This window comes from Faecalibacterium sp. An122 (assembly GCF_002160895.1).
Lineage (GTDB): Bacteria > Bacillota > Clostridia > Oscillospirales > Ruminococcaceae > Faecalibacterium.
Genome location: NZ_NFLL01000002.1, coordinates 45,611 through 59,566, shown reverse-complemented (window position 1 = coordinate 59,566; position 13,956 = coordinate 45,611). Strand labels below are relative to the sequence as shown.

Below are 13,956 nucleotides of genomic sequence, written 5' to 3'. Positions count from 1 at the left end.
ATTATTTCACATTTCGGGCCAGATTACAAGGTTTCGGAACGGGTTTCACTTTCCTTCCACGTTTTATACAAAATTTTGCCTTTTTTTCTTCAATTTTGCCCAGTTTTTCTATCCGGAGTTTTGGGGCGCGATTTTCCGCTTGCGCTTTTTGGCCGGGATGCTATACTAAAATGACGCAGAACTTACCCCCAAAACCTCGATCGAACGCAAAGGAAGTGTACCATCCCATGGCCCGCAGCAGCAGCTACAACACCCACACCCGCCAGCTCATTCTGGATTATCTCACCGAGAACCGCCGCCGGGCGGTGAGCGCCGCCGACATCGTCTCCCACCTGGAGGCCGCCGGCCAGCGCACCAACCCCACCACCGTCTACCGGTATCTGGACAAGCTGGCGGGAGAACAGCGGGTGATGAAATACGTGGCCGACAAGGGCGAGCGGGCGGTGTACCAGCTCACCGACGCCCAGCGCCATTGTCACCAGCACATCCATCTCAAGTGCACCCGCTGCGGCGAGATCTTCCACATGGACTGCCATTTCATGGACGAGGTGCGGCGGCATCTGCTGGCCGAGCACGGGTTCACCCTCCAGTGTGAGGGGAGCATCCTGTACGGTCTTTGCCGCCGCTGCGCGGAAAAAGAGAATTCGGCGGTTGACAGCGAGGCTCAGCCGTGATACAATGCTCCCATCAAAAGCTGTGACCGGGAAAAGTAAGGTCCAACAGGCTTTCTCCCAGAGAGCGCGGGCAGGTGCAAGCCGCGCAGAAGGCCGGACCCGAACGAACACCCGTGAGCTTCCCCCTGAACCCGCCGGCCATGCCGGGGCAGTAGGGCCGGACGGCGGCCGCACGTTACGCGGCGGCGCTTTCAATGAGGAGAGCGCAGAGGGGCCGGCTCATGCCGGCAAACTAGGTGGCACCACGGATACGGCAGCATTCGTCCTAACAGAGGATGAACGCTGCCGTATTTTTGTTTGCAAAGGAGAATCGCCATATGTGTTGTATCATGGGTTACACCGGGCACGATCTGTCTGCCGCCGCCTTCAAAGAGTACCTGCTGCGCACCGTCAGCCGCGGTCCCGACGACCAGCGGGTGGTGGAAGGGCCCTTCGGCCTGCTGGGCTTTGGGCGTCTGGCCATCATGGGCCTGACCCCCGAGGGAATGCAGCCCTTTTACCGCGGGGCCGACTGTGTGGTCTGCAACGGCGAGGTCTACGGCTTCCGGTTTGAGAAAGAGATTCTCAAGCGGGCGGGCTACAAGTTCGCCTCCGACTGCGACTGCGAAATCCTGCTGCCCCTGTACTACGAGTACGGGCTGGATATGTTCCGCCACATGGACGCCGAGTTCGCCCTGATCCTCTACGATTCCCGCAAGGACCGGCTGATTGCCGCCCGGGACCCCATCGGCATCCGGCCCTTGTTCTACGGCTATTCCAAGTCCAGCCATCAGATCGCCTTTGCCAGCGAGATGCAGAACCTGGTGGGCTGGTGCGAGGACATCCGTCCCTTCCCCATCGGCAGCTATTACTGTGACGGGCGGTTTGTCCGCTACGAGGACATCGCCGACGTCCCCGCCCCCCACGCCGACGGGATGGAGACGGTGCTGCGCAGCATCCGCGAAAAGCTGATCGCCGGGGTGGAAAAGCGTCTGGACGCCGACGCGCCGGTGGGCTTTCTGCTGTCGGGCGGCCTGGACTCCTCCCTGGTCTGCGCCATTGCGGCCCGCAAGCTGGGCAAGCCCATCCGCACCTTTGCCATCGGCATGGACACCGACGCCATCGACCTGAAATACGCCCGCCAGACGGCGGAGTATCTGGGCACCGAGCACCACGAAATCATCATCAACCGGGACACCGTGATCCAGAGTCTGGAGGAAGTGATCCGAATCCTTGGCACCTGGGACATCACCACCGTCCGGGCCAGCGTGGGCATGTATCTGCTGTGCAAGGCCATCCATGAACAGACCGACGTGCGGGTGCTGTTGACGGGAGAGATTTCCGACGAGCTGTTCGGCTACAAGTACACCGACTACGCTCCCACGGCGGACGCCTTCCAGCAGGAGTCCCAGAAGCGGATTCGGGAGCTGTACATGTACGACGTACTGCGGGCCGACCGGTGCATCTCGGCCAACAGCATCGAGGCGCGGGTACCCTTCGGGGATCTGGATTTTGTGCGGTACGTCATGGCCATCGACCCGGAAATGAAGCTGAACAGTTACGGCAAGGGCAAGTATCTGCTGCGCAAAGCCTTTGAGGGGGACTGGCTGCCCCCGGAGATTCTCTGGCGGGAGAAGGCGGCCTTTTCGGACGCAGTGGGCCACAGCATGGTGGACGACATCAAGCAGTATGCCGAGGAGGTCTACACCGACGAGATGTTCCAGCTGCGGCGGGCCAACTATTCGGCCCACTGCATGCCCTTCACCAAGGAGAGTCTGCTCTACCGCGAAATCTTCGAGAAATACTACTACGGCCAGGCCCGGACCATTGTCAGTTTCTGGATGCCCAACAAAGCCTGGCCCAACTGCAACGTCAACGATCCTTCCGCCCGCGTCCTCGCCAACTACGGCGCCTCCGGCCTATAACCTCCTACTTTTTCGAGAAAAAGTAGGCAAAAAGCTTTTCACTGGGTACCATCAACTCGGGCCGCTCTTTAGGAGGTCCAGCCGGCGGCACACTTTGCCGCGCTCACCCAGGTCCGGGCTGCGCCCGGGTACGATGCAACGTTTGTTACAATCGGATGCTTGCACCGGTTTCAGGTGCAGGGAACCGCAGGTCAAGCCCTTGACTTGGCCCGATTTGCGTTCTTACAGCCGGATGACATGAAAAATCCCTGTTCCCGTCCAGGAGCAGGGATTTTGCTTTTTTCAGAGCAAGGCGGCCGGGCACACAAAAAGGCCCCCGCCGGGCCGGCAGGAGCCTTTGAAAGCGATATCCGAATACAGGTCAGCCGGTGAAGCGCAGGTTGATGGACCCGTTGGTCACCCGGAAAGACCCGCTGGCCACCCCGCCGCCCTCCTGGTTTGCCAGGTTGCTGCGACCGTTTCGGGCTTCCACTTCCAGCCGGTAATCCGCTTTGGTTCCGGCCAAGGTCCCCTGAATATTCCCGTTTCGGGTATTCAGGTGGTAGTCCAACCCGTAGGTCTCATACAAATGAATCCCTCCGTTGGTGGTTTTGGCCTGTACCTTCACCCCACGGGTGTTTTCCAGGGTCACATTGCCATTTGCGCTGTCCAGGGACAAGGTTTCAGCCTCCACCTCTGATGCCGTAATACTGCCGTTGTGGGTTTTACCCTCGATTTTCTCATACACTGCCTCTGGCAGGGTGATGGTGATTTCGTTTTCACACACCACGGCATCCCCCATCACAGTCACATGGATCACCGGAATGTGAATCGGCTTGATCTTTTCCCCTTCGATGGCTTCCACCCGCACCGTCAGAACGCCGTCCTTTAGGTTGATGTCATAGGAATATTCTCCTCTGGCGTCGGCGGCGGAGTCCACCTGGATGGTATTCCCTGTCCCCTTCCGAATCACAAGGTCGGCGTTTTCCACATCCGCCACAACCGATGTCACCGGCTGGGACGTCTCATACCGGCGAATCATGGATTCTTCCGCCGAGGCCGGCAGGACCGAGCCCAGCATCAGCCCCGCCGCAGCGGCCGCCGCCAGGCATTTCACAGACCATTTGGACATGATATACCTCCTTTGTCTACCGGAAAGATCTTTTGATCCAGTATAGCACCAACCGGCGTTTTTTTGTACGGTTTTGCAGCAAACGGTGGAAAAATGCAGCCAAACGAGGGTTCTTATACCGGCTGGCCCACGATGGCGTACAGATCCGCCCCGGCCCAGTGTTCAAAATAGCCCTTCAGCTCAAAATTGCGGTTCCACTTGTCCTGGGGATAGCTGCCGTACCGGCGGCGGACGTCCTCCATCCGGGCCGCCATATCCACCGGGCCGTCCACCCCCGCAATCGAGTCGCACAGCTGAATCAGGCGGTCATAATCATCGTAGACCACCGCATCCAGGGCCGCGGTCAGTTCCTCCAGAGCGTCGGCCGGAATATCCCGGTGGCCGATATAGGCGTCGATGCCCTGAATCTGGAACGAGTGGGTCAGGCAGATGCGGGCCACATCTTCAAAGCCCTGTTCCTGCATATACTTCCAGCCATAGTAGACATGGCGCAGATGGCCGTCCCCGTACCGGCGGCCGATATCGTGGAGCAGACCCAGCACATAGGCCTTGTCGGGGTCCAGACCGGGGCACCGGGCTGCGATTTTCTCGGCGCAGGCCGCCGCCGTCCGGCAGTGGTCCGCCCAGCGGCCCTGGATTTCGCTCACCTCGCTGTAGCGGGCCTGAGCCTCTGCCAGCAATGCCTGCGCTTGTTGACGGGTGGGGTACATAGGCTTTCTCCTTTCTCTGGACCACCGGGGATTTTCCTCCATCAGGGGTCCGATGTTCTGGGCTGCCCGGGACACCGCCCCCAGCACCTGCACCAGGGCCGCCTCGTCCAGCCGGCCGGAATTATTTTGAAAGGCATAATAGCTCCCCTGCACGCAGAAGGACAGCACCACGCTGCGCACCGGGTCGTCCCAATAGCCGGGAATCTCCCGGCTGGTCAGCTCCCGCAGGCCCCGTTCCAGCCGATCCACCAGGGCTCCCCGCCGGGAACCCGAAAACAAAATCTCCACCTGGCGTCCATGGGCCGTGAAGGCCCGGAACAGCTCCCGGGTCAGCCATTCCGGCCTGCCCCGCAGGTCCTCCGTCCGGATCTGGGCCACCTGGGCCAGAATCGATTCCACCAGCTGGCCCTCCATGGCGTCCGCCAGGGCGTATACATCCTGATAGTGGGCGTAAAAGGTGGATTTGTTGATCTCGGCCGCTTCGCACAGCTCCCGCACCCGGATCTTTTCCAGCGGCTTTTCGGCCCGCTGGGTCAAAAACGCCTCCCGAATCGCCCGCTCTGTCTTTTCAATCCGCCGGTCCAAGGCTACCGGTCCCCTCCTTTTCTGGTCTGTGTGCGCAAAGGCCGGCAGCCGCTGCGCTTGCCTGCGCAGGGCCCCGGCCAGAGCACATATCCCACTGTTTTCCAACGAGTGTCGGTTATCCAACGCTTTTCGGTTTTTGCCGCTGGACACCAACCCTCCATCAACGTACAATTGGGATGGGTATTACTCTTTCCGGTAGAGGAGGCCGGCCGCATCCAGCGCCGCCTCGATCCGCCGGAACGCTTCCTCATCGGCGCACCGGATGGTGTGCAGATGAACGCCCCCGGTCATCCGGCTCAGCAGGCTCTCGGGAGAGGCCTCCGCCTGTTTCACAAAGGCGTCGGCGTCGTACCGGCTGGCCACATTCAGGTTGGCCCGGATTTCCCCATAGAGGGCGTTTTCCACCATGACGTCCACCACCGTGCCCCCCTGGTCTGCCACCGTGTACAATTCCAGGCGCATTTCCTCGGGGGTGTTGTGAACGCAGGCCACCAGGCCGGTATATCCCGCCATGGCGGTCCGCATCCGGTAGCCCCGGGGCGTGGCGTCAATCTGGGTGCCGCCGGCACGCAGCAGGGCTACATCTCCCACCACGATCTGGCGCGACACCCCCAGCTCCCCCGCCAGCACGCTGGCGCTCACCGGGCCGCTGGCTTTCGACAGTTTTTTCAAAATGGCTTCACGCCGGGCTGCAGCATCCATACTCTGCCTCCTCCTTTCAGCCGCCCAGGCCCAGAACGGTGCCGTAGTTGCCGGGCAGCTCCACAATCAGCCGTCCATCTTCGATGCGGGCGTGCACCGGCTGGCTGCCTGCGCAGTCCTCCAGCAGGTCCTCCACCGTGTCGGCGGGCACCGGCAGGTTCATCTCCAGACGGGCGGGGGCGTCGGCGTTGTTCAGAACCGTCAGCAGCGCCCGGCCGTCCAGCACGCGGGCAAACACATACCGCTCGGTGGTCAGGATCAGTTCCTGGGGCTTGCCGTAGGTCAGAGCCGGTTCTTCGGCTTTCAGCTTGCCCAGGGCGGCGTAGACGCTGGTCACCGGGTTGGTGTTCACCGCGTCGGGATAGTCTTCCAGCTCCAGGCAGGGCCGCAGAGGCCAGTCGCTGCCCCATTCCTTCTTGCCCTCGATGCCGAACTCCGAGCCATAATAGATGGACGGGATGCCCCAGAGGGTGTACACCAGGATGGCGATGTGCCGGATATGGTCCCGGTTGCGCAGCTTGTTGGGCAGGCGCTCCACATCGTGGTTGTCCGAGAAGGTATACAGGCGGGTATCGTGGCACAGGCCGTCCAGACGGCGCATGGTGTGGGCGATCTCAAAATAGTTGTGGTCATTGTGGCCGCTCCACAGGCCCTTGTGCAGCTCATAGTTGGTCACCGAGTGGAGGGTCTGGGGGTTGGCCCAGCGGCTGTAATCCCCGTGGATCACCTCGCCCATCAGCCAGAATTCGGGCTTGAGGCCGTCGGTGAAGCGGCGCAGATTCTGCATGAAGCCGAAGTCCAGCACGTCCGCCGCATCCAGACGGATGCCGTCGATGTCGAATTCCTCCACCCAGAAGCGGACGGTGTCAAAGTGATACTGCTGCACCTCGTGGTTGCGCTGGTTCAGCTTGACCAGCAGGTTGTGGCCGCCCCAGTTGGCATAGGAGAAGCCGTCGTTGTATTCGTTGTTGCCCCAGAAGTTGACGTCGCAGAACCAGTCGCGGTAGCGGCTGCCCTCCCGATGGGCCTTCAGGTCCTCAAAGGCGAAGAAGCCCCGGCCCACATGGTTGAACACGCCGTCCACAATCACCTTCTGGCCCCGGTCATGGCAGGCCGCCACAAAGGCCTTGAATTCCTCATTGGTGCCCAGCCGGCGGTCCACGCGGCGGTAGTCCACCGTATCGTAGCCGTGGGAGCCGCTCTCAAACAGCGGTCCGATATAAATGGCGGTGCAGCCCAGCGTATAAGCGTGGGCCGCCCAGGCGTCCAGCTTCTTGAACGCGCCGGGCACAGCCTGCCCGTCGTTCTCATGGGCGCACCCGCACAGACCCAGCGGATACATATGATAAAATACAGCGCTGTCATACCAAGCCATAAAATCATTCACTCCTGTAATTGCATTTTCGGACAGTCGTCGGACTATCCCCCGACAGTATACCACAAAACTGGGTATTTTGTATCGGTTTTTTCCAAATTTTCCAAAATTTTGTTGCCCGTTTAACAAATTCCACACATTCTTTTTGTATTCTGAACCCATTGCAGTTTGAACCAAAGGAGAGCAATCTATGAGTTATCCTGAAATCCCGCAAGCATTTTGGGACGGCGGGTGCTTCGACGCCTACCGTTGGATGGGCGCCCACCCCGCCGCCGGGCCCGACGGCGAGGCCGGCTGGCAGTTTGTGTTCTGGGCGCCGGGCGCCACCGACGTCCAGCTGGTGACCGGCGGACGGGATATCCCCATGCAGCGGGCCGAGACCGGATTCTGGAGCGTCTTTGTTCCGGGCCTGGCCGAGGGAGACTGCTACCAGTACCGGGTGACGGGGGCGGACGGCAGCGTCCAGCTTCACGCCGACCCCTACGCCTTTGCGGCCGAACTGCGCCCCGGCACCGCCAGCCGTCTGGCTGTGCTGGACTTTGCCTTTGACGACGGGGAGTGGATGGCCCAGCGCACCAAGGGCCGGGACCTGCCCATCAGCATCTACGAGATGCACGTCGGCAGCTGGAAGCACAAGCCCGATTCCTGCGCCCCCGACGGGTCGGACGGATGGTACAACTACGAGGAACTGGCCCGGGAGCTGATTCCCTGGCTGAAAGAGCACCACTACACCCATGTGGAGCTGCTGCCCCTGGCGGAACATCCCTTTGACGGCAGCTGGGGCTACCAGACCACCGGGTATTTCGCGGTGACCAGCCGGTACGGAACCCCGGCCCAGTTTGCCCGGTTTGTCAACGCCTGCCACCGGATGGGCATCGGGGTCATCATGGACTTTGTGCCGGTGCACTTTGCCGCCGATCCCACCGGCCTGGCCCGGCTGGACGGCACCTTCCTCTACGAATACGACAGCGACGTGGGCCAGAGCGAATGGGGCACCTGCAACTTCAACTACTACCGCGGCGAGGTGCGCAGCTTCCTGAACAGCGCCTGCGCCATGTGGATGGACGTCTATCACTGCGACGGCATCCGGATGGATGCCATCTCCCGGGCGGTGTACTGGCTGGGGGACCCCGCCCGCGGGGTGAACCAGGGCGCCCTGGATTTTCTGCGGAACCTGAACCACGGCCTGAACCAGCGGTGGCCCACCGGCCTCTACATCGCCGAGGATTCCACCAACTACCTGAAAATCACCGCCCCCACCCGGTACGACGGCATCGGCTTTGACTACAAGTGGGACATGGGCTGGATGCACGACACCCTGGACTATTTCGCCACCCCCTTCGGGGAGCGGCCGGGGCAGTACGACAAAATCCTGTTCAGCATGCACTACTTCTACCACGAGCTGTACCTGCTGTCTTTGAGCCACGACGAGGTGGTCCACGGCAAAAAGACCATCATCGGCAAGCTGTGGGGCACCTACGAGGAAAAGTGCTGCCAGCTGCGGACCCTTTACTTTTATATGTTCACCCATCCGGGCAAAAAGCTGAACTTTATGGGCAACGAGCTGGCCCATTTCCGGGAGTGGGACGAGAAAACCCAGCTGGACTGGAACCTGATGGCCTATCCCTTCCACGACAGCTTCCAGAAATTTTTCGCCGAGCTGTCCCGGATTTACGCCAGCGAGCCGGCCCTCTATGTGGGGGAATACGACAGCCGGTGCTTTGAGTGGGTGGCCTGCGAGAGCCGCACCGAAGGGGTATACGCCTGGCTGCGGCGGGGCCGGGGCCAGAGCCTGCTGTGCGTCATGAACACCCAGGACAAGCCCCACCATCAGTTCCCCCTCTATCTGGAACTGCCCGCCGGGGCCCAGGAACTGCTCAACACCGAGGACAGCTGCTGGGGCGGCTGCTTTGAGGGGGAGCGGAACCTCCACACAGTGGACGGCGGTGTCTATGGCCGGGACTACACCCTCTTTGTGGACCTGCCCGCCATGGGCAGCCGGCTGTTCCGCCTGATCCCCGAGGCGCCCCATCCCGGCGCCGCCCAGGTCAGCGCCGCCAACGCCGCCCGTCTGGCCCGCAACGCCAAGGCCCGGGCCGCCCGCGCCGCCAAAAAGGCAGCCAAATCCAAAACCTGAACTTTTTCCTTCTTTTTCTCCTCCGGGCCTGCGCCTGTGTTCATCCGAACCGGCGCAGGCCCCTTTGTTTTGACCAAAAATGCCTTTTTCTGTCTTGACTGGACAGGATCGGTCCGACTTTGGTATACTGGTACTACAAATCCCCACCGAAAGGAAGTCTTTGCCATGCCGACCACCGTCGTCCGGCCCCGGCTGCGGGGGGCCGTCCCTGCGGCCCTCGCCCTGTCCCTGGTCCTGCTGTGCGTCTGCAACGCCGCGGGCCTGACCGGGTCCTTCTTTTTCCCGCTGTTCAGCCTGTGGGCTGACGCCTTGCTGTTCTGCCTCACCCTGGCGGCCATCCGCCGGGCCGGCGTCCGGTTCCAGCTGTTCCACGGCTCCATCCTCGTTGCTGTCTATCTGGTGCTGGCCATCTGCCTCACCCTCCAGGTGAACAGCCGGGCCTTTGTCTATGTCTGGGACTACAGCAACTACACGCTGCTGCAATACCAGGCCGAGGCCGCCTTTGAGGGCGGAGCTCTGGCGGGCCTGTGGCACCTCATCTCCACCCTCACTGAGGACTACACCAGTTTTATCTGTCTGTTCACCGAGTTTCCCTTCTTCCTGTCCGCCCACACGGGGGACAGCTTTGTCCTCAGCCAGCTGGTCAGCATCCTGCCCACCCTGCTGGTGGCTCTGGGCGGTCTGGCCGTCAAGCTGGGCCAGATGCTCCAGGTCCGCAACGAAAACGGCTTTTTCCTCATCGGCGTCAGCCTGGCGGCCTCCTTCCCCCTGCTGCGGATGGCTGCCGCCCTGGGCCAGCCCGACTGGTTCGGCCTCATTTTCACCCTCATCATCCTGCTGCTGACCATTGACTTCCGCTTTGATACCGGGGACCCCCTGCGGTGCATGGGCATCTTCTTCGCCACCGCCGCCCTGGTCCTCACCCGCCGGTGGTATCTGTATTTCATTGTGGCCTACTACGCCGTCTATGCCGTCACCGTTCTGGCCGGGTCGGTCCGCCTCATTCAGGAGGGAGACGGCCGCCGGGCCGCCGACCGTCTGCGGGGCCTCATCACCTTCGGGGCCGGGTCGGTGGCCGCCATGATCATCCTGTTCTGGCCCATCGTCCAGCACATCCTGACCTACAGCTACAGCACCTACTACGCCGCTTACAACGTGGGCGGCCTGGCGCTGGAACTGGCCAGCCAGTCCATGCGGCTGGGCCCCATGTTCCTGCCGCTGGTGGTCTGCGGGGCGGTCTGGGCGGTTTTCCGGGGCAACCGGGCTCTGACCGTCCAGACTCTGGCGGTACTGGCCATCAGCGTGGTGCTGTTCACCCGGGTCCAGAACATGGGCTCCCACCAGTCCCTCCTGCTGATGCCGGGGTATTTCATCCTGATGCTGATGGGCGCCGCCGCCCTGGCCGACAGTCTGGACCGGCTGCGGTATCTCAAGCTGGGGTACTGGATGCTGGCTCTGGCTTTCAGCCTGTCGGCCCGGCTGTCCCCCCTCACCACCATCGCCCTGCCTGACTTCCTTTTCGACTACATCACCGCCCCCTCGGTGCAGGAGTTCATCCAGCTGGACACCCTCATCTATGACCGCTCCGACATCGACCAGATCCGCCGTCTGGCCCGCTGGATCGACAGCCACTGTGGCGACGGGGAGTTCGCCTACATGATCCCCCACTCCATGACCTACTGTCCCGATACCTTCAAAAATGTGGACCTGCCCGAGCAGCCTCTGGAGGACAAGCTCTCCTTTGGCTTCGGCATTCTGGGGACCCACACCTTCCCCACCGATCTCTTTGAGGCCAAGTACGTCATCACCGCCGACCCCTTCCCCTGGTGCTACGAGGTGAGCGGCGTGGCCGCCAAGCTGAACGACCAGTTCCTGGCCCTCAAGGACACCTATTTCGCCTACGAGGCCAGCTTTGACATGGGCAACGGCACCGTCTTTACCGTCTACCGCCGCATCGTGCCCGCCACCCGGGCCGAGGCCAACGCCTATCTGTCCGCCTTCGCCGCCGAGGACGCCCAGTTCCCCGAGCTGTACAGCCAGGTCATCAACAGCTGGTGCGACCAGCACGGCCTGTGAGGTGAATTTTCCCAAGGGCCTTGCCCAATTCACGGTCCTGGTGTATACTTACTGGATGGATACTTGCTATTCCAATCCTTTCGATATACAGGAGGTCAAATCACCATGATGAAGTTATACGGTGCGCCCATCTGCGTCAACTGCCGCGAAGTCAAGCAGCTGCTGGACGAGAAGGGCATCCCCTACGAGTACGTGGACATCACCGAGAGCACCAAGAACCTGCGGGCCTTCCTGGCCATGCGGGACACCCTGCCCGTCTACGACGCCGTCAAGGCTGAGGGCCGCATCGGCATCCCCACCTTTGTGTGGGAGGACGGCTCGGTCACCCTGGACACCGATTGGCTGAGCGCCGGCGGCGCCTGCACCGACTGCTGAGAACAGGAGCGAAGCATGGCAGACAAACATCCCAACATCACCCTGGGCCAGTACAAAGGTCTGGCTGTCACCCGGCACGTCCGGCCCGTTCTGGACCAGACCGTCGAACAGGAGATCGGCCACCGCTGCCGCCTCCACGCCCGCTACGTTCCCACCAGCGCCCCCGCCAAGCGGGGGGACAAGGTCACCCTGGACTTTGAGGGCTTCCGGGACGGTCAGCCCATCCCCGACAGCAAGATGGAGAACGTCACCGTCCTGCTGGGCACCGGCAAGCTGATGCCCGCCGCCGAGCAGGCGGTCTATGGCCACAGCGCCGGCGAGACCTTCCAGTTTGATTTCACCTATCCGGCCGACTTCCGGGTGGAAAACCTGTCGGGCGTCACCGCCCAGTTCACCATCACCCTCCACTCGGTGGCCGAAAAGCACACCCCCGCCGCCGACGAAGCCTTTGCCAAGAGCCGGGGCTTTGAATCCATGGAGGCCATGCGGGCCCAGATCCGCAAGGAGAAAGAGGCCATCCACGAGCAGGCCGCCGACCGCAAGGCCGGCCAGGACCTGCTGGACATGGCCGGGGCCAACCTGACCGCCGACCTGCCCGAAAAGCAGCTGGCCGCCGAGGCCCAGCGGGAATACCGCCTGCTGGAGGACAAGCTGAAAAAGAGCGGCATCCCTCTGGACGCCTACTGCAAGTCCTGCCGCACCACCCCTGAGCAGCTGAAGGCCAGCTACCGCCAGATCGCCGAAAAGCGCCTGCGCAGCATCCTGGCCGCCAAGGCCATCTCGGAGGCCGAGGGCATTGTAGCCCGCAAGGACGAGGTGGACGCCGAATACCGCCGTCTGGCCGCCCAGCACGTCACCTCTGAGGAGGAGATCCGCAAGGTTCTCTCCCCCGACGCCGTGGCCGCCGCCCTGGTGGCCCAGAAGGTCCAGGCCTTCCTGCTGGAAAACGCCCAGGTGACCACCATTCACGACAAGGCCCCCGAACGCCCTGCCAAAAAAGAGGACTGAGCACCCATGAGCATCTTCACGAAAGTTGCAATGAACGTCCTGCTGAACAATTCTCACCCCGAGATTGAGCGCAAGCAGTGCTGGAACCTGCATCCCCACCGGGAGCAGTGCACCGACTGCAAGGATATCTGTCCCTACGGTGAGGATATTTTCAGCCGGCCCAACCTGGTCAAGGACTGGGACCCCTGCACCGACTGCGGCCTGTGCGTGTCGGTCTGCCGGGCCCGGTGCATTATTCCTTCCACCGAACAGGTCCAGCGGGACCTGGCCCCCGCCACCTCGGACAACGACACCGTGTGGATCGGCTGCGAAAAGAGCACCCGCCACAACGATCTGGTCCGGGCTTGCGTGGGCGCTTTGTCCTGGGAGGCCCTGGCCTATCTGGCCCTGAACAAAAAGCTGGTGCTGGATCTGACCCCCTGCGGCGAGTGCGAGAACGATCTGTGCGCCCAGATGCTGCGGAACAACCTCACCCGCCTGGTGGAATTCCTGGGCGAGCCTCTGTTCAACGCCCGTTTCACCCTGGCCTACCAGCCCGAGGACGCCCCCTATGAGGCCAAGGAACTGTCCCGCCGGGAGATGTTCACCCACATGAGCGACAGCTCCAAGAACGGCACCAAGCAGCTGCTGCGGCGGCTGCCGGTGCTGCAGGACGACGAGGAAAACCGGATTCAGCCCTTCCGCTACGCCCTGAGCGAGCGGGTCAAGCAGCTGAAAACCGCCACCGAGACCCCCTTCCACTACGGGGTGTACCTGCCGGCCTTTACCAGCAAATGCTTTGGCTGCGGCCGGTGTGAAAAGAACTGCAAGGCCGGCGCCATCCGGCTGGAGGACCTGCCCGACGGCCAGACCCGGGTGGTCATCACCCCCTGGAAGTGCAGCGAGTGCGGCATGTGCGTGTCCTCCTGCAACCACAAGGCCATCGACGGGATGAAGCTGCGTTCCCTCACCAGCCTGGGGCCGGTGAGCGTCCTTCGGTTCAAAAAGAATCTGTGCAAGGACTGCGGCAAGCCCATCCCCCCCGAGACCACCGATGGCGTCTGCGCCACCTGCCGGGTGAAGCTGCGGACCAAGCAGCGCCAGGCCGCCGCGGCCGAGCGGGCACGGGCCCGGGCCGCCGAGCGGGCCGCCCAGAAAGCCGCCCAAAAGGCCGCCGCCGAAGCCGCCGAAACGGCTGCTTCCGCCCCGGCTCCGGCCCCTGCGGAATCTGTTTCCGCCCCCGGAACCCCCCACTAAGCCGCCCTGTGCGGCTGGTGTAAGCCCTGTGTAAAATATTGACAGACGCCGGTTTCAATGCTA

The 13,956-nt window shown here is 62.3% G+C and carries 11 protein-coding genes; 7 read left to right on the top strand and 4 right to left on the bottom strand.

The window, feature by feature from the left end; all coding sequences use genetic code 11:
* Positions 1–227 precede the first annotated feature (227 nt).
* Positions 228–674: a transcriptional repressor gene (locus B5E67_RS02250; protein WP_087245261.1), complete on the top strand. Its 447-nt coding sequence runs from the start codon at positions 228–230 to the stop codon at positions 672–674.
* Positions 675–1,003: 329 nt separating this feature from the next.
* Entirely contained in the window at positions 1,004–2,578 is a 1,575-nt protein-coding gene (gene asnB / locus B5E67_RS02245) for an asparagine synthase B (RefSeq protein ID WP_087245550.1), read from the top strand.
* Positions 2,579–2,939: 361 nt separating this feature from the next.
* Here the strand turns inward: asnB and B5E67_RS02240 are convergent, their stop codons facing one another.
* The 4 genes from B5E67_RS02240 to B5E67_RS02225 form a co-directional block, all read right to left on the bottom strand.
* Positions 2,940–3,689 carry a DUF4097 family beta strand repeat-containing protein gene (locus B5E67_RS02240; protein ID WP_087382438.1) on the bottom strand — a complete coding sequence of 250 codons (750 nt, stop codon included), beginning with the start codon at positions 3,687–3,689 and terminating at the stop codon, positions 2,940–2,942.
* A 113-nt stretch (positions 3,690–3,802) separates the two neighbouring features.
* Complete coding sequence (locus B5E67_RS15805; protein WP_242956720.1) at positions 3,803–4,984, bottom strand: HD domain-containing protein; 1,182 nt, start codon at positions 4,982–4,984, stop codon at positions 3,803–3,805.
* A 183-nt stretch (positions 4,985–5,167) separates the two neighbouring features.
* Positions 5,168–5,686, bottom strand: a complete 519-nt coding sequence (locus tag B5E67_RS02230; RefSeq protein WP_087382435.1) for a transcription repressor NadR — start codon at positions 5,684–5,686, stop codon at positions 5,168–5,170.
* Positions 5,687–5,702: 16 nt separating this feature from the next.
* Positions 5,703–7,061 (bottom strand): alpha-amylase family glycosyl hydrolase, encoded by a 1,359-nt coding sequence (locus B5E67_RS02225; RefSeq protein WP_087245255.1) that lies wholly within the window; start codon positions 7,059–7,061, stop codon positions 5,703–5,705.
* A gap of 190 nt (positions 7,062–7,251) precedes the next feature.
* Between B5E67_RS02225 and glgB the strand changes: the two genes are divergently transcribed.
* The 5 genes from glgB to B5E67_RS02200 all read left to right on the top strand — a co-directional run bounded on the left by glgB (position 7,252) and on the right by B5E67_RS02200 (position 13,893).
* Entirely contained in the window at positions 7,252–9,198 is a 1,947-nt protein-coding gene (glgB, locus tag B5E67_RS02220; protein WP_087382432.1) for a 1,4-alpha-glucan branching protein GlgB, read from the top strand.
* Positions 9,199–9,363: 165 nt separating this feature from the next.
* A complete protein-coding gene (locus tag B5E67_RS02215; protein WP_087382428.1) occupies positions 9,364–11,274 on the top strand; it encodes a hypothetical protein in 1,911 nt (636 codons plus the stop codon).
* 105 nt (positions 11,275–11,379) lie between these two features.
* Complete coding sequence (locus tag B5E67_RS02210) at positions 11,380–11,649, top strand: glutathione S-transferase N-terminal domain-containing protein (RefSeq protein ID WP_087245249.1); 270 nt, start codon at positions 11,380–11,382, stop codon at positions 11,647–11,649.
* A 15-nt stretch (positions 11,650–11,664) separates the two neighbouring features.
* Positions 11,665–12,657 (top strand): trigger factor, encoded by a 993-nt coding sequence (tig, locus tag B5E67_RS02205; protein WP_087382425.1) that lies wholly within the window; start codon positions 11,665–11,667, stop codon positions 12,655–12,657.
* 6 nt (positions 12,658–12,663) lie between these two features.
* On the top strand, positions 12,664–13,893 hold the full coding sequence (locus B5E67_RS02200; RefSeq protein ID WP_087382422.1) for a 4Fe-4S dicluster domain-containing protein: 1,230 nt from the start codon (positions 12,664–12,666) through the stop codon (positions 13,891–13,893).
* The last annotated feature ends 63 nt before the right edge of the window (positions 13,894–13,956 follow it).

What these genes read in the sequence shown, in the direction of transcription:
- B5E67_RS02250 (WP_087245261.1), top strand. Translation starts at nt 228, where the DNA reads ATGGCCCGCAGCAGCAGCTACAACACCCACACCCGCCAGCTCATTCTG.
- asnB (WP_087245550.1), top strand. Translation starts at nt 1,004, where the DNA reads ATGGGTTACACCGGGCACGATCTGTCTGCCGCCGCCTTCAAAGAGTAC.
- B5E67_RS02240 (WP_087382438.1), bottom strand. Translation starts at nt 3,689, where the DNA reads ATGTCCAAATGGTCTGTGAAATGCCTGGCGGCGGCCGCTGCGGCGGGG.
- B5E67_RS02230 (WP_087382435.1), bottom strand. Translation starts at nt 5,686, where the DNA reads ATGGATGCTGCAGCCCGGCGTGAAGCCATTTTGAAAAAACTGTCGAAA.
- B5E67_RS02225 (WP_087245255.1), bottom strand. Translation starts at nt 7,061, where the DNA reads ATGGCTTGGTATGACAGCGCTGTATTTTATCATATGTATCCGCTGGGT.
- glgB (WP_087382432.1), top strand. Translation starts at nt 7,252, where the DNA reads ATGAGTTATCCTGAAATCCCGCAAGCATTTTGGGACGGCGGGTGCTTC.
- B5E67_RS02215 (WP_087382428.1), top strand. Translation starts at nt 9,364, where the DNA reads ATGCCGACCACCGTCGTCCGGCCCCGGCTGCGGGGGGCCGTCCCTGCG.
- B5E67_RS02210 (WP_087245249.1), top strand. Translation starts at nt 11,380, where the DNA reads ATGATGAAGTTATACGGTGCGCCCATCTGCGTCAACTGCCGCGAAGTC.
- tig (WP_087382425.1), top strand. Translation starts at nt 11,665, where the DNA reads ATGGCAGACAAACATCCCAACATCACCCTGGGCCAGTACAAAGGTCTG.
- B5E67_RS02200 (WP_087382422.1), top strand. Translation starts at nt 12,664, where the DNA reads ATGAGCATCTTCACGAAAGTTGCAATGAACGTCCTGCTGAACAATTCT.